Genomic DNA, 16,835 nt, shown 5'->3' with positions numbered 1-16,835 from the left:
CAAATAAATATTAATAATGAATTTAGCATTAAATACCTTAGTTTACGAAGTAGGCGATAAGGGGCCAGAAGAATCATTACGAAGTGCAGCCAAATTTGGTTTTAAATATATTGAGTATGCAGGCATAAGAAAAGGGAATCCTTTAACCATGACAGCAGAACAAAAGAAAGAAGTCGTTCGTATAGCCAAAGGAGAGGGACTTGTAAATACACAAATGCTTTTGGTTGCAACTAAAGATACTGCTCATCCAGATTTTAGAAAAAGAGATGCTGTGTTCGATTATATGAAAGCATGTGCCGAATTCCAAAAAGAATTAGGCGGAAGACAGTTGTTAGTTTGTTGGGGAGGTGGCTTATACGAATTAGGTACCAGCCCATATAAATCATGGGGATATATGGTTGAAAATGTAGGTAGATTTGCTGAGTATTGTCAAAAAGAAGACATGCTGGTAGGTATAGAGTTAGATCCTCACGTCTATTTTATATGCAATAATACCTACAAATTAGCTCAAGCTATGGAAGATATAAATATGCCTAATTTATATCCAAATGTTGATGTTGGTCATTTAGCTATAACAAGAGAAGAACCTAATCAATTAGAAAAATTTAAAGAAAGACTGTTACATGTGCATCTAAGTGAAACCGAATCTTTCGATCATACTAACAGTATTTTAGGTACTGGAGTTGTAGACTTTAAGGCTTACGTTGATAAGGTGATTGAATTAGGGATAGAAGAAAATTGTGCTAAACTAGGAGAACCATGTGTTGCAGGAATAGAAATGGGAAGTGAAGCTAGTGGCGGATTTGTTGAGAATCCAGATATGTGGGTAGAAGAGAGTCTTAAATATTTAGGTAAAATTCTTCCGGAATTAACCTTGAGATAATTTTTTAAATCAATAATATATTTAACATAAAATAAAATGAAAGTAGCTATAGATTGTGATGATGCTGCAGTAAATCTTAAAAAGGTATTGGTAGATCATTTAAAAGCAAAAGGAGTTGATGTAACCGACTTAGGTTACGGTAACTCTAAAGAAGGGTCTCTGTATCCAGAAATTGGATACAATTTGGCTGTAAAACTAAAAGAAAAAGAATTTGATAGAGGTATTCTTATTTGTGGTACAGGTTTAGGTATGGCTATGATTGCAAATAAGGTTGAAGGTATTTTTGCAGGAACTTGCCATGATGTATTCTCTGCTGAAAGAATTAGAAAAAGTAACGATGCTCAAATTATTACAATGGGAGAACGCGTTATTGGTCCTGAGTTAGCTAAAACTGTAATTGATGCTTGGTTAACATCAGAATTTCAAGGAGGAGGTTCTACCTCTAAAGTTCAGCAAATGCGAGATCTTGAAAAGGATTCGTTTCACCCGTAAAATAGGGATTAGTCAAAAAAATTAATAGCCGATTTAAAAAACTTGGTTTTAAATATAAAAACAACATTATGCAAAAGTTTATAAACGATCCGTCTAAAGTAGTAGATGAAATGCTAGAAGCTTATTTAGAAGCGCATTCAGATTTGGTTAGTCCAACCGAAAATGAGCGTGTTATAAAATATAAAAATGCTCCAATTCAAGGTAAAGTAGCCATTGTTACAGGTGGCGGATCGGGGCATAAACCCGCATTTGTAGGTTATGTGGGGCGTAATATGGTAGATGCCGTAGCTTGCGGAAAACTTTTTTCATCTCCTCCAGCACAAATGTTTTACGACGCAGCCAAGGCTGCCGATGCAGGTAAGGGAGTCGCTATTCTTTATGGGAATTACGCTGGAGATAACATGAATGTAGCAATGGCGATAGAAGAACTCGAAGACGAAGGTATTCAAGTTAAAACTGTAGTAGCCAATGATGATGTTCCTTCTGCACCAAAAGGTGAAGAAGATAGACGTAGAGGAGTCGCAGGAGAAGTTTTTATGTGGAAAGTTGGTGGGGCTAAAGCAGCTATGGGGGCATCTTTAGATGAGGTCATTGCAGCCTCTCAAAAAGCAATTAATAATACACGTAGTATGGGAGTTGGGTTAAGCCCATGTACAATACCCGAAGTAGGGCATTCAAATTTCAAGATTCCAGAAGGTAAAATGGAAATAGGAATAGGGCACCATGGAGAACCAGGTATTGAAGTTGTAGATTTAGAACCTGCAGCAAAAGTTGCAGAAAGAATGTGTCATGTGGTTATTCCCGATTTACCTTTTGAGAGTGGAGATGAAGTTGCTATTCTTGTCTCTGGGCTAGGTTCTACTCCCGCTATAGAACTGTATATATTATTTAACGACGTAAAACGCATATTAAAAGAAAAAGGCATTAGTGTTTATATTAGTTATGTAGGTAATTATTTTACTTCTTTAGAAATGTCTGGGGCAACTCTTACTTTAATGAAACTTGATGATGAGTTAAAAGAATGTATGGATTTTGAATGTGATTCTGTAGGCATGCGTCAATTTCAAAGAACAACATAAATAGTATTAAATAAATCAATTGGTTTTTGTTGAAAAAAATTGAAGCTGAAAATAATATAAAATGAATAAATTTAAAAATACAGATGGCGCTCTAATTGTAGATAAAATAATTTTAGCCATTCAAGAAAATAAACAGTATTTAAGCGATATTGATGGATTAATTGGTGATGGAGACCATGGAATTAATATGAATAAAGGGTTTACTATGTGTCGTGAATCTTTAGACGAAACATCAGGTAATTTGGCATATGGCTTAAAAGTGCTTTCTAAAATTTTAATACTAAAAATTGGCGGGTCAATGGGACCCCTTTATGGTAAATTTTTTAAAGCAATGGCACTATCCCTTGATAAAAAAGAAGAAATAGATATAAACGATTTTGGTGAAGCATTAGAATCTGGTTATCAAGCAATCACTTCTATTTCACCAGCAAAAACAGGAGACAAAACTTTAATTGATACGCTTGTGCCAGCTATTACTGCATATAATATATCTAGAAATGAAGGACAATCGTTTGAAAATGCAATTGAAGCAATGAAAGCCGCAGCAATAGAGGGGCGAGATTCAACAAAAGATATGGTTGCTAAATTAGGTCGCGCTAGTCGATTAGGAGAGCGTTCTCGAGGTGTATTGGATGCAGGGGCCACATCATGTTGTCTTATTCTGGAGGCCATGGGTAATGGTGCTAAAGAGCTACTAAACAAATCTTGATTTTAAGGTATTCACTAAAAATCTACAATAGAATTAATTAAATAACATTTTTTAAAGAACATAAAATGAAACAAGGCGTTATAATAGGCTTTCTTGGAAAAACCCAAGATCGTTTTTCAGAATATCAGAGTCCGGCAAGTACAAGAGAAAAATTGGAAATCGTATCTAAGATTGATGGTTTTGATGGTGTAGAGATGGTGTATCCATACGAAAACGGCACACCCGAAGAAACCCTTAAATTAATGAAGGAATTTCAATTAAACTTTGGAGCCATAAACGTAAATATAAAAAAGGAGACCGAATGGGTAGCAGGAGCTTTGAGTCGTCCAGATAAGGCTATTCGAGACCGTGCGGTTGCCATGATTAAAAAGGCTAAAGATTTTGCAAAAGCTGTTGGCGCACCTCATGTAACATGTTGCCCGCTTTCAGATGGCTATGATTTACTTTTTCAGATAGACTATAAAAAAGCTTGGAATTCAATGGTAGAAACCATTGGTGAAGCTTCTGATTATTTACCTGAAATACCTCTTTTTGTTGAGCCTAAATACTCCGAAACTCGAGTTCATTGTCAGTTAGATTCTACGGCAAAAGCTTTGCTATTGCTTAAAGAAGTTGGTAATAAAAATACCGGCATTACATTGGATTTCGGTCACTCACTTCAAAGTGCAGAAAACCCTGCTCAATCTCTTGTTACTATTTATGAAAGTGGATTTGATGCGTATATACATACTAATGATAATGATTCGAAAGCAGATTGGGATTTACTTGGTGCAAGTCGTCATTTTCTTCACTATGTAGAATTAATGTTTTGGGCACAACAGTATAATTACGATAAGTACTTTACAACAGATGCCTCACCTCGAATTTTTGATATTTTAGATTTTTTCAACCGTCATTCAGAAATAACTTTAGGAGCTTATAATTTGGCAAAATCTCTTAACGCTGAAGAAATTTTACAAATGATGAAAAATGAAGATTTTAATGGTTTAATGAAACTTGTAAACAAAGGTATTTATAGAATTTAGAAAATTTTTAATAGACACTTAAGGTTTTTATTGGAAAACCCGAATATCAATAGTTAGAGTTATGTTTCAGTTACTCTACTAAGATTAAAATTTTATAAAAAAACGGTTTAGGTTTTTGTCTAAACCTTTTTTTTATGTTTATATTTTTAAAAAAACCTTTATTTAAACGAAAGTACAGATAATTTGGTAGTAAAGTGACCATTTATCTAACACCAAATTTATACTAGCAACAACGGCTTTTTCAAGCGGTAAATGCTTGTGCATTTCGTTCAAAGATTCCATAAATGTCCGACTGAAATAATTGATACTAATTTCATAAAATGTCTAGATAGTAAGATCAAAGTACTGCATTTGGTAAGTTTTATCGATACTGCAAAAGGTATTATAGAGCTTATTTAAAAGTGATTTAATCCCTATGTAGAAAATACCGCGTTTTACTAAAGTCTTAACTATCATAGCGATGCTGAAAATGAAACTAATAAAATATTGATTAACGAGAATGAAATGTCGATTGAGACAGACCTATAAAAAAACGAAATAAAAACGTTATTAAACTAAGCAGAAAAAAGATTAATATAAAGGTTTTAGTATGTTTCTGTACAATTATAATCTATACTTATAACCTCTAGGTTTAACCAATTAAAGTCACCATCTTTTAATTTCCAAGTAATTTTGCATTGAGAGGGAATTTTTATATCATGAAATACTTTGTAATCATTTATTGTAATAAGCCATTTTTCTGATTGAGAATTTTTATTATTACTGTAATATCGCATTGTTTCAAATGAAATAAAATCTCCTTTATTATTGAATGAAAAAACACCAGAAACCGATTGATTTTTATAAGTAAAAGTTGCTTTAGTAGAACTAGCATTTATAGTTTTCCAACTCAAATATTTATTTAAAGTAGCAGAGGGAAACCAACATATTTCAGCCAAATATCTAAGCATTGCACTAGAGTTTATTTCAGGATTATCATATTCTTTAACTACAGGAACAAGTCCGGCAAATTTAATGAGCATTTCTCCTTTATTATTTTTAAACTTATCTCTACCCAATAAATTAATTAAAGGCATTGCAAAAACTTTTGTTTGCCATACAAAAGAAGGGGTTATAGTATTAAAGTATTGCGTTGCTTTAAAAGGCATCCATTTACTATTTTGTTTAGTTCGTAAGGTTCCTAATTGTTTTAATCGTACGGTTTTTACTATTGGTTTTCCTATAATACGTGAATTAATCATCCATTTTTGTACAATTTCAGGTAAATAAGCAATATCTTTTTTTGAAATTATTGTAGGATTATCAGTTTTTGTATTCTGCAGTATTTGATTTGATTCCCTTTCAACCATAGTATTAAACCTATATGTCGCAATAGCAACTATACCTACTAAAAAAATAACAATATTAGGAATTGTACCAAATCGAGCATCTTGCCAGGTTAGAATAATTAGAATTTGAGATACTAATACGCCAACAAAGCCAAGATAAAACCATTTTTTACCATTTAGAAATTGTATTACCACAACCATAAACATAATAAAAGTAACTAGCCATATTGAGCCTACAGGTTTTGAAACACCCACTAATTGTTTACTAATATCGGTTTCAAAAAAAGCTTTTGTATAGCCAAGTAAGTGAATAAGGCCATGGATTATAACAAGTATTGTAAATACATATTTCATTTATCTTATTATGCTTTAAGCTAAGTTATTTTATTTATACGTTACTAATTATGATGTAGGTCAGTTACATTTTGGTTTTTAATTCTAGAAATGTAATTTCTGGACGCATACCAATTCTAGCAGGAAATCCTAACCAACCTAAACCTCTATTTACATATAAAAATTGTTTGTTGTGTTTATACAAACCTGCCCAATGTTTAAACTTATATTTTATAGGACTCCATTGAAATTTTTTATATTGAAAAGCAGCTTGCATACCATGTGTGTGGCCTGCAAGTGTTAATGTAATATCTGTCTTGTCTTTTACTTCTTCTTCCCAATGTGTAGGATCGTGAGATAATAGAATTTTAAATTGAATATTAGCAACTTGTTTTAAGGATAATTGTAAATCCCCATATTGTTTAAATGGAGGGTTTCCCCAATTTTCGACACCAATTATGGCAATACTCTCGTTATTAGTTTTTAAAATTCCAGATTCATTTAATAATAATTCAAAATCAATATCCTTATAAAACTGCTTGATTTTGTTTATGTTTTCTTCTTTTTCTTCAGCAGTATTCCATTGGCTATAATCGCCATAATCATGGTTTCCTAAAACAGCATATTTACCTTTTTTTGCAGTTAGTTTTCTTAATACTTTATCCCAGCCTATAAGTTCCCAAGCGTAGTTGTTAACTAAATCTCCTGTGAAAAAAATAAGGTCTGCTTGCAAATCATTTATAATCTTTATGGCTTTTTCTAAAACTTTATATCTGTAATTAAAACTTCCTAAATGCAAATCGGATATTTGAACAATTTTTAAGCCATCAAAGGACTTTGGTAAATTTGTAAACTCTAGTTTATGGCGATGAATTTTAAAATGGTATACGGCTTTAAATATGGCATATATAATCATGAAAAAGGGCAAGAAACCTGATAGTAAACCTAATATGGGAATAATAATTATGGATTCTTTATCTGAAATGATAGCGTTACTAAAGAACAGAATTGAAATTATTACAACAAAGAGTATTTTGGGAATAAAAGATGAAACCGTAAGACCATATAATGATGAGATTAGTAAATGTTTACGCCTCGGGTTAATATTATCAAGCGTTATTTTTAAAACAATAATAGCTGTTATTAAGCCAATGGTAAATGTCCAAAATAAAATATTTATTGTGGTTTTTAGTGCTTCTGAAGGTATTAAATTTGTAATAGATTGTAACCCATAGAAAGCTGCAATATCTATTAATAATATGGCTAAGCATAATAGCATAATTGAAAATAAGGAAAACGTTCGCATGGCATACTTTTATTTAATTTTTTAATCGTCGTTTGTCTCTTAAGGCCCAATAAATACCCTTTACATCTGATGACCAATTATCATACATGTAAATAAGTGTTATTTCTTCGAAGGTTTCTAATAATCCAATTATAATCATAAAGTAGAATAATATATATTCTGGAGAAAAAAAAAGGGACCATAGAATAAACAAACTTTGAAGAACTGCAGACAGTTTTGCCAAATACGTGTGAAATGCTGTCGCTTTTCCATATTTGAAATATGCAATTAACATTTGTATAATATAAGGTACAAAGGCTATAAGAATTAAAATGAGATTTGTTTTAATAAAGTCTGTTTCAAAATAAAACAAACCAATTAGTCCAATAATTAGAGTTATTTGATCCCCGAAAGAATCAAGCTGAGAACCTCTAGGGCTTGTTATTTTTAATCTTCTAGCCAAAAAACCATCAATAGCATCTGTCGAGTAGCTAACCAATAGAAGCCATGTGAAGATTAACTGAAAATCTAACCAAATAAAAAGCAGTAAAAAAGGAGCCGCAAATATGCGGTAAAACGAAAACCAATCAGCAATATTATAGTTTTTAAATGTGAGCATTGATTATACTTTTCAATAAAAATAGAAAGTATACTTTGAGTTTAAAATGAGGCATATCAGTTATTCAAATTAAAACGAAGAAGTCTTAATGCATTAATTACAACAACTATAGTCGAACCCTCATGGAAAAGAACGGCCAAGCCTATATTAGTTAGCCCTAAAACAGTAACTGGAACAAGTAAAACAACAACACCTAAACTTATCCAAATATTTTGTTTTATTATCCGTTTTGATGCTCTGCTTAATCCTATTACAAATGGTAGGTTTTCAATTTTATCAGACATTAAAGCGATATCTGCTGTTTCTAAAGCGACATCGCTTCCTGCCGCCCCCATAGCAACGCTAACTGTACTCAATGCCATAGCCGGAGCATCATTTACACCATCGCCAACCATAGCTATTTTTTTATCTCTTTTAATTAATTTTTTTATTTCGGTAACTTTGTCTTCTGGTAATAAGTTTCCTTTAACGCCGGTTAACCCAATTTGTTTAGCAATAGCATTTCCAACATTTTGGTGGTCGCCAGTAAGCATAACCATGTGTTTTATACCTATACTTTTTAAATGCTTAAGTGTACCTGCAGCTGTTTTTCTTGGTATATCCATAACGCTTATTAATCCTAAAATTTCACTTTTATAAGCTACGATCATTACGGTATGTCCATGTTTTAAAAGGGACTCCATTTTAGATTTAACTATGTCGTTTATGGTAATGCCCGAATCTTCTATTAATTTAGTATTTCCAATAAGTACCACTTCATTATTATAAACCGCAGACATTCCTTTTCCTTGAATGGCATTAACTTTCGAGGCTTTGTTTTTAGCTTTAATTTGGTATTTAATTTTAATATCATTTACTATTGCTTTTGCAAGTGGATGGTTACTTAAATTTTCTACTTCTAGCACTAGTTCCACAAACGCCTTTTCATCACAATTATTTAGAGGAATTACATGTGTAAGCTTTGGTTTCCCTTCAGTTAGCGTTCCGGTTTTATCGAAGGCTATTGTGGTTATTTCTCCTAAATCTTCTAGTGCTTTTCCACCTTTAATTAGTACACCTTTTTGTGCTGCTCTTGCAATACCGCTAAGCACCGCGCTAGGTGTAGAAATAGCTAAAGCGCAAGGACTAGCAGCGACTAGAACGGTTATGGCTCGATATAAACTTTGGTTAAAACTCTCATCAACAAATACATAAGCAAAGCATAATAAGAACACGACAAGTATAACGATTGGAACATACCATTTTTCGAATGTTTTGGTTACCCGTTGTGTTGGGGATTTTTGAGTTTCTACTTCGCTAACCATTTTAATTAATCTGGAAACTGTAGAATCTTTGCTTAGTTTAAGCACTAAAACTTCTATACTACTATCACCATTAATCGTTCCTGTAAAAACAACATGATTCTTGTCTATGTCTTTAAACGCAGGTAAATTGAAGGTGCTTTCAATAAAAAATTTATCTACAGGAATACTTTCTCCTGTTATTGGCGCTTGATTTATACTGCTTCTTCCTCTAATAATTACACCGTCGGCAGCAATTTTAGTATTAGGTTTTACTACAATAATATCATTTATTTTAAGATCTGTAATTAGTATTTCTTCTAGAATTTCATTTCTTTTTATTAGTGCTGTTTTTGGAGAAAGTGTACTTAAAGCTTCAATAGATTTTTTAGCTTTGTTCATGGCGAAATGCTCTAATGCATGTCCTAAACTGAAAAGAAATAATAGTAGGGAGCCTTCAGCCCATTTATCGATGTAGAAAGCTCCCGCAGCAGCAGCAATCATTAAGAAATCGATATCGAAACCACCTTTAATGATTTTTTTATAGGCGTCTATAGTTATGAAATATCCTCCAAAAAAATAAGAAAAAATATAGCTTGATAGAAAGAATGTGTTATTGAAATTTGTGAATTTTTGAATAAGAAAACCGATTACTAAAAAGATACCGCATAACATAGCAAAATAAAGTTCGGTTTTCTCTTGAGAGCTATGCATATGCTCATTAGTCTCTTCTTTATCATCTGTTATTATAACTTCCATCGGTTAAATTTAAAGTTTATTTAAGTCATTTAAAAGCTGTTAGGTTTTTGGTTTAACATTTACTTTAATTTCTGGTATTTTAATAAGTTCAAAAGTCGAAGATGCTAAAATTACTTTACCATTTGTTTTTTCAATTGCTTTATGGATTTTATCATGTAACAGATGTCTTGTATTACGTCTCTTTTTATAATCAACAATATATCTTAGGTTAAATTGAATCCAATTATCGGTTAGTGTAATAGCTAAAGTAGGTTCTACAATGGCATCTTCAATATAATATTTATTAACCACAGCTTTCCATTGTGCTTTTGAATTGGATGTGTATTCAGAAAGTGTTTCTGAAGCTATTTTAATAATTATAGATTTTGTTAACTCCATATCAGATCCATACCTAATGGGTAAATCTAATGTATCCCATATAAAAGGGAAGTCTTTGGAGTAGTTATAAATGGCACCTTTAAACACAAAAGCATTACTCAGTTTCACAATGCGCCCAGTATAATTATCACTATTAACCCATTCTCCAATTTCCATCATGGTGGTATAAATACTATCAACATCTATAACATCGCCTTTAATGCTGTTTATTTCAATTCTATCACCAGGTTTATACACTTTTACAATAAAAATATATAGTGATCCAGCAATGCTTAAAATAAGTTCTTGAAGTGTAAACGCAATACCCGCAGTAAATAGACCAATAATAAGAGTGAAATCTTTAATGCTACCTGTAAAATAAGAGAAGGATAAAAATATTAAAATAATATACCCTATAATTTCTATGCTCTTTTGGGATTTGTATCGTGCTGAAGTATCAGAAACCTGTTTTCTTAAAAAACGCCTAATAATTTGAATTAAGATAAGAACAAATGATACCAGGAAAGCGTATTTAAAAACACTAAATAATGTTGGGTTTTCAGTAAGCCAAGTTTTTATTTGTTCCATATTAGGTTGTGTTTAAGAATCTTCGAAAAAGCGTAACCTATTATGTAAACTATTTATTTCTTGTTTTAAAGATTCTACTTGTTTTAGTAAATTATAAATAGCATCTACACCTTCTAAGTTTATGTCTAAATCATAGTGTAAACGAATCATTTTTTCAACTTCTTTTATTTGTTTGGTATGAATAAATAAATCTTCTTTTGCAGGAATAATTTCTATAAGCTGAAATTCTTGAAGCGTATTTATAAAAGAAATAGGCACGTTATAACGTTTGCAAATTATTTGTATTGGTATTAAATCTTTTGTGTCCATTATTAACGCAATTTTTGTAATTGTTCTATTAGAGCTTTTTCTTCAGAAGAAAGTTTGGTAGGTAGAGCTATTTGATACGTGATATATAAATCACCAAACTGTCCTTCTTTTTTATATTTAGGGAAGCCTTTACCTTTAAGTTTTACTTTTGTACCATTTTGGGTTTCTGGTTTTATTTTCAGTTTTACTTTGCCTTTAAATGTGTCGACCATGATTTCTCCTCCTAGTAAAGCCGTATATAAATCTAAATCTACGTTTACATATAGATTGTCTTTATCTCTTTTGAATTTTGAATGGTTAGCAATTGAAAATTGAATGAGTAAGTCGCCATTTGGTCCACCATTAACTCCTTGGCCTCCATGGCCTTTAATTTTTATGATTTGACCGTTTTCAATACCCGCAGGGATAGTAATCCTAATGTTTTTATTGTTAACTGTTAAAGTGCGTTTATGTGTGGTGTAAACATCTTTTAAGTCTAGTTGTAATTCGGCATTAAAATCTTGCCCTCTAAATTTAACTTGTCTGCCACGAGCTTGAGAAGATGCGCCACCAAACATGTTTTCGAAAAAATCTGAAAAGTCTTCTTCTGAATAACTACCCGATGCATCTGGACGACCACCTTGATAACTTCCTTGATAATGTTGCTGTTGTTTTGCTTTTTCGTATGCTTCGGCGTTTTGCCAATGCTCACCATATTGGTCGTATTTCTTCCGGTTTTCTGGATTGCTTAAAACTTCATTTGCCTCATTAATTTCTTTGAATTTTTTTTCAGCAGTTTTATCATTCGGATTTAAATCTGGGTGATATTTACGTGCTAATTTACGGTAGGCTTTTTTTATGTCTTTTTCAGAAGCACCTTTAGATATTTCTAATATTTTATAATAATCTATGAATGCCATTTATTTAGATTTATGGGTTTCAATATGATGTTTTAACAACTGCTTTAAACTTTCTAGATAGTCTTTCATAATTTTTGTGTTAATATCTGGATGATTAACAGCTGGCATCGTTACAGGGGTTTCTTCTAAAAATTGGTACAGTTCTGGGTACTTAGTTTCTATTAAGGATGTAAGCTTAACTATCTGATTTTCTATGTTATGTAATTGCGACATTTTATTTTAATTAAACATCCATGAGTTTTTTTCCTTTTTCTTTTCAAGTATGTTTTTAATCATACTAAAAATGCATCTTTTAATTTCTCTTTCTTTATTTATAAAATGTATAATATTTTCTTCAAGTTGCTCATTTTCAGATCTAAACCTTGATGTGTTAAGAATATAGGTGTCATTAATAATGTCGACAATACTTTCTAGATTATTTTTACTGTTATTAAGTAAATGTTCGCATTGGTTTTTTAATTCGTAAACATCAATTTGTAACTCTCTTAATTCATCTAAGTTTTCAAATAGTAGGAGTTCAGAAAAACGGTTTTCAATTAGAGATTCCATAAATTTTATTTCAAACAAATAAAAATCTAAATCGTTTTTCCAGCTTTCTGTTAAAAGATAAAGTTCATTCCAGTTAGCTTCTTGTATAAAATTTTCTTTAGGTCTATTTCTAAAATCATCCATGCTATGCTGTATTTAAAAGTTAATTATTAAAAATAATTTTAAAACAGCTCATCTGAAATGATGAATATCAGTCTTGTTGATTTTTTAAAATGAAGGTTGAAAATCCTGTTATGTGATTATTTTACCATCGCCCATTTGAATAATTCTATCCGTTTTATTAGCAAAATCTTCATCATGTGTTACAATTAAAAGCGATAAACCTTTCTCTTCACTTAGTTGCTTGAAAATATTAAAGACGTTTTCGGCATTGTGACTGTCTAAATTCCCTGTAGGCTCATCACCTAAAATAATAGATGGATTGTTAATTAGGGCTCGAGCAATTGCGATTCGTTGTTTTTCACCTCCAGAGACGCGAGATGCACGTTTTTTTGCTAGATGATCTATATTAAGCATTTTTAGCTTTTCGTAGGCATCGTATTCTATTTCTTGATGTGATTTTTCAGCTAATTTTTTTGCTGGCAGCATAACATTTTCAAGAACTGTAAATTCAGATAACAAATAATGAAATTGAAATACAAAACCAATATGTTTATTTCTAATATATGAAAGGTGGTCTCTGGTTTGATTTGTAATTAAGGTATTGTTTAAAAAAAGCTCGCCTTCATAATCGGTATCCATTGTAGAAAGGATATAAAGCAAAGTTGATTTTCCGCATCCAGATTTTCCCATAATAGATGCAAATTCTCCTTTTTTTATTTGAAAACTAACATCTTTTAAAACATGGAATTCTATAGGTTTCCTAAAGTATTTATTAATATGTTTTGCTTCTAATACAATACTCATGTTATTGGCCTCTTATAATTTTTATGGGATCTATTTTTTTTGCTTTTTTAGATGGTAAATACCCAGCTAAGAATGTTGAAAGCATAGCAAAAGAAAATCCAATAATAAAAAACATTGGGTTTAAATTTATAGGATAAGTTTCAACTGTTGGTAACGCATCTGTTTGAAAAGGTATTGTGTCTATAAGACTAACCAAACCAAAACCAACAAGCAGACCTAAAACCCCTCCAACAAAGCCAATTATCATGGCTTGACTCATAAAAATTAATTGAACGTCTTTCCCTGAAAATCCAGTAGCTTTTAAAATGGCTATATCATTCATTTTTTCATAAATAAGCATATTTAAAATGTTATAAATACCAAAACCTGCTACAATAAGAAGCGTAATAGAAACCGCATAAGTAATAAGGTTTCTAATAGCTGTACCCGTATCAAATTGTGCATTTGCAGTTTTAATATCTATGGCTGTTAAATTAAATTGTTGCTCAATCTTTTTTGCTAATGGTATGGCTTGCTCAATATCATATAATTTTACATTAATATCTGTTATATAATTCTTTGCTTTTCCTGAAATACGTTGTACTGTTTTTATATTGGAAAAGCTTTGAATTGCATCTAAATCTGCAATTCCGCTTTGATAAAGTCCAACTATTTTTAACGGAAAAACGCCGCCGTTAATGGGGCTAACTTGTACCCGGTCTCCAACTTTTAGTGACATTTTTTTTGCAATGCCTATACCTAATAAAATACCATTATCTGAAGTCTGCAAAGCTTCGGCAGAACCTTCAACAATGTAATCACCCATGTTAAATAGGCTTGCTTCGTCTACGGGGTTTATTCCGGTTAGGTTACCGCCCAACTCAATAGAGCCTGCCATATAAAAAATTTGTGTTTTCACTTGCGGAAGAGCGCCACGAACAGCTTCGTCGTCTTCTAAATATGAGATAATTGGTAAGGCATTATGAATTTTTTTCTGAGTTAATTTGGGTTTGATGGAGTGAACAACATGAAACCCGTTTTTTAAATTATCATATAAGCTTATTGGTTGTTTTTCTGAAGGTTCTATTTCGTTATAAACATGAATATGAGGTGTCTGATTAAGAATTAAATTGTCGAGCATGGCATTTAAACCTGTCATAAAACACACTAGAGTAATATAGGCTCCAATGCCGAAAGTAACACCAAGTGCAGCCGTAGCCGTTTGCTTTATTTTAGTAAGCAAATGGGTTTTAGCAATGTTTAATATGACTTTCCAGTTTGTCATTTCTCTGGTTTATAAATAAAAGTGCCTGTAGTTAATCCAGATAAGATTTCAATGTATTCCATGTTTTGTAAGCCAGTTGTTATGGTAATTAACCCATCGTCCGTTTGTACTTTGTTATTATCAATGAGGTAAGCTTTTGGAATGGTTAATACCGTATCTTTTTTTGCAATAATAATGTTAGCTTCTCCTGAAAGTCCAGGGTATAAAACTTTTGGAGCAACATTAAAAATAGCTTCCACTTTAAAGGTTTGGTTACGCTCATCTTTTTTTGGATATATTTTTGAAACATAACCTTTAAAAACCTTGCCATCATAAGCATCTAAATGAATGACAACTTCTTGACCTTTTGCTATACGAACAATATCAACTTCATCAACTAACATGTCGATATTAAAACGTGTAGCGCTTCCTATTGATGCTAGTGGCTCCATAGTTGTTATAATTTCTCCGGGTTCTTTGTAAAGCGCATAAACTTTTCCGTTAATTTTACTTTTTAACGCAAAGTCTTTCGTGTTAATTAGCGATGTTTTATAGTTGTTTTGAGCTTGTTTAACAAGGGTTTGTAGTTCGTTTTTTGTTCTGTTATATCTGCTTTGTAAAAGGCTTAAATTGTTTGAAGCTAATTCGTAATTAAGTTTTTTAGTGTCATATTGTACTTTAGAGCCTATATGTTGCTCCCAAAGATTTTTCTGTCTGAAATAATTAATAGAATCGTTGTTAAATTTTAATTTTGCTGCACTAATTTCATCTTTTATACCATCTAGAATGGTCGCACTTCCGTTATAGTTTTCCATGGCTAAATCTAAAGCCAATTTTGTGTTTTGGGTGTTTAGCTTTGGGGTGTTATTATTTATTTGCATGATAATAGCACCCTTTAAAACGGCGTCGCCTTCTTCTACTAAAGTTTTATCTAATATACCTGCTACAATAGCGTAAACTTGATATAAACTATCGGGTTGAATAGTGACTGAAGAATAAACAGACTCGGTTAAACTTCTTTCAACGGGACGTATTTTGTCTTTTTCTTCAGAACAAGAAAATAATGTAACACTTAGTGCTAAAAAAAGGAATAATCTCATAGTTAAAAAGCTAATTTTGCTTGAAGCAATAGATACTCATTTAAATTAACGCTATCTATAACTCCAACAAATTTTTCGTTTTCTGTAACTGGAAAAAATGGATGTTTTTCGTTGTTAGTTAATCCATATATTTTCTCAAGCGTATCGCTACTACTAACCGTTTTAAAGTCTGTCTCCATAACATCTTTAACTAAAACATTTTTATTAGAGTTATCAATAATATCTTGATGGTATAAAATGCCTTTAATACTGTTGTTTTTTATAATAACAAAGTTGTTTTCTGTGCTAGATATTAACTTGTTTACAACCATATCTAAAGGGTCTTCAGGTTTAAAGGTTGTTGTGTTTATAATCATAGCATCTTCAGTATTATGTCCTTTAATTAATGCTAAATGCTGAACCATTTGGTTTTCGCCATAAGCGCCAAGAAAAATAAAGAGTGCTATAATAATTAAGAAAGGATTGTATAATAAGCCTATAAGTAAAAAGAAAACTGCTATTATTTGGCCAATACTTGAAGCTATTCGAGTGGCTTTTACGCGATTCATGTTCATGGCTAGAAGCGCTCTTAATATACGACCTCCATCCATAGGGAACGCTGGTATGATATTGAAAACAACTAGGCCTACATTTACAATAAACAAATAGAATAGAAAGTTTTGAACTGAAAAACTCATTAAAACCTCAAAGGATTCTGTGAAATTTAAATTCATAAATTCTTGAACAGGGACTATAAAATATAGGAAGAAAGCTATAATCACATTTACTAAAGGTCCTGCTACCGTTACTAAAAGTTCTTGTTTTGGAGATTTTGGAATGCGCTCTAAGCTTGCCATACCACCAATTGGAAGAAGTGTTATTTTTTTAGTTTCTATACCAAAACGTTTAGCAGTTAATGCGTGCCCTAGTTCATGCAAAATCACACATAAAAAAGCAGCCAAAACCAATGCGATATTAAAGAAAACACTTTCTGTGTTGCCTCCTTGATTTAATTCGCTAAAAACAATCCAGGCAATTAAAAAAAAGAATGTCCAATGCACTATAATTTTAATTCCTGAAATACTGCCTAAGTATAGGTTCGCTTTCATTAAT

The 16,835-nt window shown here is 31.6% G+C and carries 18 protein-coding genes; 5 read left to right on the top strand and 13 right to left on the bottom strand.

The features are described from left to right. The first annotated feature begins 16 nt into the window (after positions 1–16). The 5 genes from SJY43_RS01270 (at position 17) to SJY43_RS01250 (ending at position 4,188) form a co-directional block, all read left to right on the top strand. Entirely contained in the window at positions 17–883 is an 867-nt protein-coding gene (locus SJY43_RS01270) for a sugar phosphate isomerase/epimerase family protein (RefSeq protein WP_396602040.1), read from the top strand. A 36-nt stretch (positions 884–919) separates the two neighbouring features. Next, a complete protein-coding gene (locus SJY43_RS01265; protein ID WP_396602039.1) occupies positions 920–1,375 on the top strand; it encodes an RpiB/LacA/LacB family sugar-phosphate isomerase in 456 nt (151 codons plus the stop codon). A 68-nt stretch (positions 1,376–1,443) separates the two neighbouring features. Further along, positions 1,444–2,454 carry a dihydroxyacetone kinase subunit DhaK gene (locus SJY43_RS01260; RefSeq protein WP_396602038.1) on the top strand — a complete coding sequence of 337 codons (1,011 nt, stop codon included), beginning with the start codon at positions 1,444–1,446 and terminating at the stop codon, positions 2,452–2,454. A gap of 61 nt (positions 2,455–2,515) precedes the next feature. Next, the gene (dhaL, locus tag SJY43_RS01255; RefSeq protein ID WP_396602037.1) at positions 2,516–3,163 is read left to right on the top strand and encodes a dihydroxyacetone kinase subunit DhaL; all 648 of its coding nucleotides are present in this window, start codon (positions 2,516–2,518) and stop codon (positions 3,161–3,163) included. 65 nt (positions 3,164–3,228) lie between these two features. Continuing rightward, positions 3,229–4,188, top strand: coding sequence for a sugar phosphate isomerase/epimerase family protein (locus SJY43_RS01250; RefSeq protein ID WP_396602036.1), 960 nt, complete (start codon positions 3,229–3,231; stop codon positions 4,186–4,188). A gap of 584 nt (positions 4,189–4,772) precedes the next feature. Here the strand turns inward: SJY43_RS01250 and SJY43_RS01245 are convergent. The 13 genes from SJY43_RS01245 to SJY43_RS01185 all read right to left on the bottom strand — a co-directional run bounded on the left by SJY43_RS01245 (position 4,773) and on the right by SJY43_RS01185 (position 16,831). After that, the gene (locus SJY43_RS01245; RefSeq protein WP_396602035.1) at positions 4,773–5,870 is read right to left on the bottom strand and encodes a DUF6544 family protein; all 1,098 of its coding nucleotides are present in this window, start codon (positions 5,868–5,870) and stop codon (positions 4,773–4,775) included. A gap of 64 nt (positions 5,871–5,934) precedes the next feature. Next, positions 5,935–7,128 carry a metallophosphoesterase gene (locus tag SJY43_RS01240; RefSeq protein ID WP_396602034.1) on the bottom strand — a complete coding sequence of 398 codons (1,194 nt, stop codon included), beginning with the start codon at positions 7,126–7,128 and terminating at the stop codon, positions 5,935–5,937. Positions 7,129–7,168: 40 nt separating this feature from the next. After that, positions 7,169–7,753 (bottom strand): CDP-alcohol phosphatidyltransferase family protein, encoded by a 585-nt coding sequence (locus tag SJY43_RS01235; protein ID WP_396602033.1) that lies wholly within the window; start codon positions 7,751–7,753, stop codon positions 7,169–7,171. 56 nt (positions 7,754–7,809) lie between these two features. Continuing rightward, the gene (locus SJY43_RS01230; RefSeq protein ID WP_396602032.1) at positions 7,810–9,792 is read right to left on the bottom strand and encodes a heavy metal translocating P-type ATPase; all 1,983 of its coding nucleotides are present in this window, start codon (positions 9,790–9,792) and stop codon (positions 7,810–7,812) included. 39 nt (positions 9,793–9,831) lie between these two features. Continuing rightward, complete coding sequence (locus SJY43_RS01225) at positions 9,832–10,737, bottom strand: mechanosensitive ion channel family protein (protein ID WP_396602031.1); 906 nt, start codon at positions 10,735–10,737, stop codon at positions 9,832–9,834. A 12-nt stretch (positions 10,738–10,749) separates the two neighbouring features. Continuing rightward, positions 10,750–11,046 carry a chaperone modulator CbpM gene (locus tag SJY43_RS01220; protein ID WP_396602030.1) on the bottom strand — a complete coding sequence of 99 codons (297 nt, stop codon included), beginning with the start codon at positions 11,044–11,046 and terminating at the stop codon, positions 10,750–10,752. Positions 11,047–11,048: 2 nt separating this feature from the next. Next, positions 11,049–11,945: a DnaJ C-terminal domain-containing protein gene (locus SJY43_RS01215; protein WP_396602029.1), complete on the bottom strand. Its 897-nt coding sequence runs from the start codon at positions 11,943–11,945 to the stop codon at positions 11,049–11,051. Next, a complete protein-coding gene (locus SJY43_RS01210; RefSeq protein WP_396602028.1) occupies positions 11,946–12,158 on the bottom strand; it encodes a hypothetical protein in 213 nt (70 codons plus the stop codon). Between the two features lie 6 nt (positions 12,159–12,164). Further along, positions 12,165–12,617 carry a hypothetical protein gene (locus SJY43_RS01205; protein ID WP_396602027.1) on the bottom strand — a complete coding sequence of 151 codons (453 nt, stop codon included), beginning with the start codon at positions 12,615–12,617 and terminating at the stop codon, positions 12,165–12,167. A 108-nt stretch (positions 12,618–12,725) separates the two neighbouring features. Continuing rightward, entirely contained in the window at positions 12,726–13,400 is a 675-nt protein-coding gene (locus SJY43_RS01200) for an ABC transporter ATP-binding protein (protein ID WP_396602026.1), read from the bottom strand. Position 13,401: 1 nt separating this feature from the next. Then, the gene (locus tag SJY43_RS01195; protein WP_396602025.1) at positions 13,402–14,664 is read right to left on the bottom strand and encodes an ABC transporter permease; all 1,263 of its coding nucleotides are present in this window, start codon (positions 14,662–14,664) and stop codon (positions 13,402–13,404) included. After that, complete coding sequence (locus SJY43_RS01190; protein ID WP_396602024.1) at positions 14,661–15,743, bottom strand: efflux RND transporter periplasmic adaptor subunit; 1,083 nt, start codon at positions 15,741–15,743, stop codon at positions 14,661–14,663. The genes SJY43_RS01195 and SJY43_RS01190 overlap by 4 nt, the downstream gene beginning before the upstream one ends. Before the next feature lie 2 nt (positions 15,744–15,745). Further along, entirely contained in the window at positions 15,746–16,831 is a 1,086-nt protein-coding gene (locus SJY43_RS01185; protein ID WP_396602023.1) for a M50 family metallopeptidase, read from the bottom strand. Positions 16,832–16,835 lie beyond the last annotated feature (4 nt).

This window comes from Algibacter sp. R77976 (genome assembly GCF_044594645.1).
Taxonomy (GTDB): domain Bacteria; phylum Bacteroidota; class Bacteroidia; order Flavobacteriales; family Flavobacteriaceae; genus Algibacter_B.
The sequence above is the reverse complement of the archived record's forward strand: the minus strand, read 5'-3'. Positions and strand labels throughout refer to the sequence as shown.

What these genes read in the sequence shown, in the direction of transcription:
- SJY43_RS01250 (WP_396602036.1), top strand. Translation starts at nt 3,229, where the DNA reads ATGAAACAAGGCGTTATAATAGGCTTTCTTGGAAAAACCCAAGATCGT.
- SJY43_RS01205 (WP_396602027.1), bottom strand. Translation starts at nt 12,617, where the DNA reads ATGGATGATTTTAGAAATAGACCTAAAGAAAATTTTATACAAGAAGCT.
- SJY43_RS01260 (WP_396602038.1), top strand. Translation starts at nt 1,444, where the DNA reads ATGCAAAAGTTTATAAACGATCCGTCTAAAGTAGTAGATGAAATGCTA.
- SJY43_RS01230 (WP_396602032.1), bottom strand. Translation starts at nt 9,792, where the DNA reads ATGGAAGTTATAATAACAGATGATAAAGAAGAGACTAATGAGCATATG.
- SJY43_RS01190 (WP_396602024.1), bottom strand. Translation starts at nt 15,743, where the DNA reads ATGAGATTATTCCTTTTTTTAGCACTAAGTGTTACATTATTTTCTTGT.
- SJY43_RS01220 (WP_396602030.1), bottom strand. Translation starts at nt 11,046, where the DNA reads ATGGACACAAAAGATTTAATACCAATACAAATAATTTGCAAACGTTAT.
- SJY43_RS01200 (WP_396602026.1), bottom strand. Translation starts at nt 13,400, where the DNA reads ATGAGTATTGTATTAGAAGCAAAACATATTAATAAATACTTTAGGAAA.
- SJY43_RS01240 (WP_396602034.1), bottom strand. Translation starts at nt 7,128, where the DNA reads ATGCTATTATGCTTAGCCATATTATTAATAGATATTGCAGCTTTCTAT.
- SJY43_RS01215 (WP_396602029.1), bottom strand. Translation starts at nt 11,945, where the DNA reads ATGGCATTCATAGATTATTATAAAATATTAGAAATATCTAAAGGTGCT.
- SJY43_RS01210 (WP_396602028.1), bottom strand. Translation starts at nt 12,158, where the DNA reads ATGTCGCAATTACATAACATAGAAAATCAGATAGTTAAGCTTACATCC.
- SJY43_RS01245 (WP_396602035.1), bottom strand. Translation starts at nt 5,870, where the DNA reads ATGAAATATGTATTTACAATACTTGTTATAATCCATGGCCTTATTCAC.
- SJY43_RS01270 (WP_396602040.1), top strand. Translation starts at nt 17, where the DNA reads ATGAATTTAGCATTAAATACCTTAGTTTACGAAGTAGGCGATAAGGGG.
- SJY43_RS01195 (WP_396602025.1), bottom strand. Translation starts at nt 14,664, where the DNA reads ATGACAAACTGGAAAGTCATATTAAACATTGCTAAAACCCATTTGCTT.
- SJY43_RS01235 (WP_396602033.1), bottom strand. Translation starts at nt 7,753, where the DNA reads ATGCTCACATTTAAAAACTATAATATTGCTGATTGGTTTTCGTTTTAC.
- dhaL (WP_396602037.1), top strand. Translation starts at nt 2,516, where the DNA reads ATGAATAAATTTAAAAATACAGATGGCGCTCTAATTGTAGATAAAATA.
- SJY43_RS01225 (WP_396602031.1), bottom strand. Translation starts at nt 10,737, where the DNA reads ATGGAACAAATAAAAACTTGGCTTACTGAAAACCCAACATTATTTAGT.
- SJY43_RS01265 (WP_396602039.1), top strand. Translation starts at nt 920, where the DNA reads ATGAAAGTAGCTATAGATTGTGATGATGCTGCAGTAAATCTTAAAAAG.
- SJY43_RS01185 (WP_396602023.1), bottom strand. Translation starts at nt 16,831, where the DNA reads ATGAAAGCGAACCTATACTTAGGCAGTATTTCAGGAATTAAAATTATA.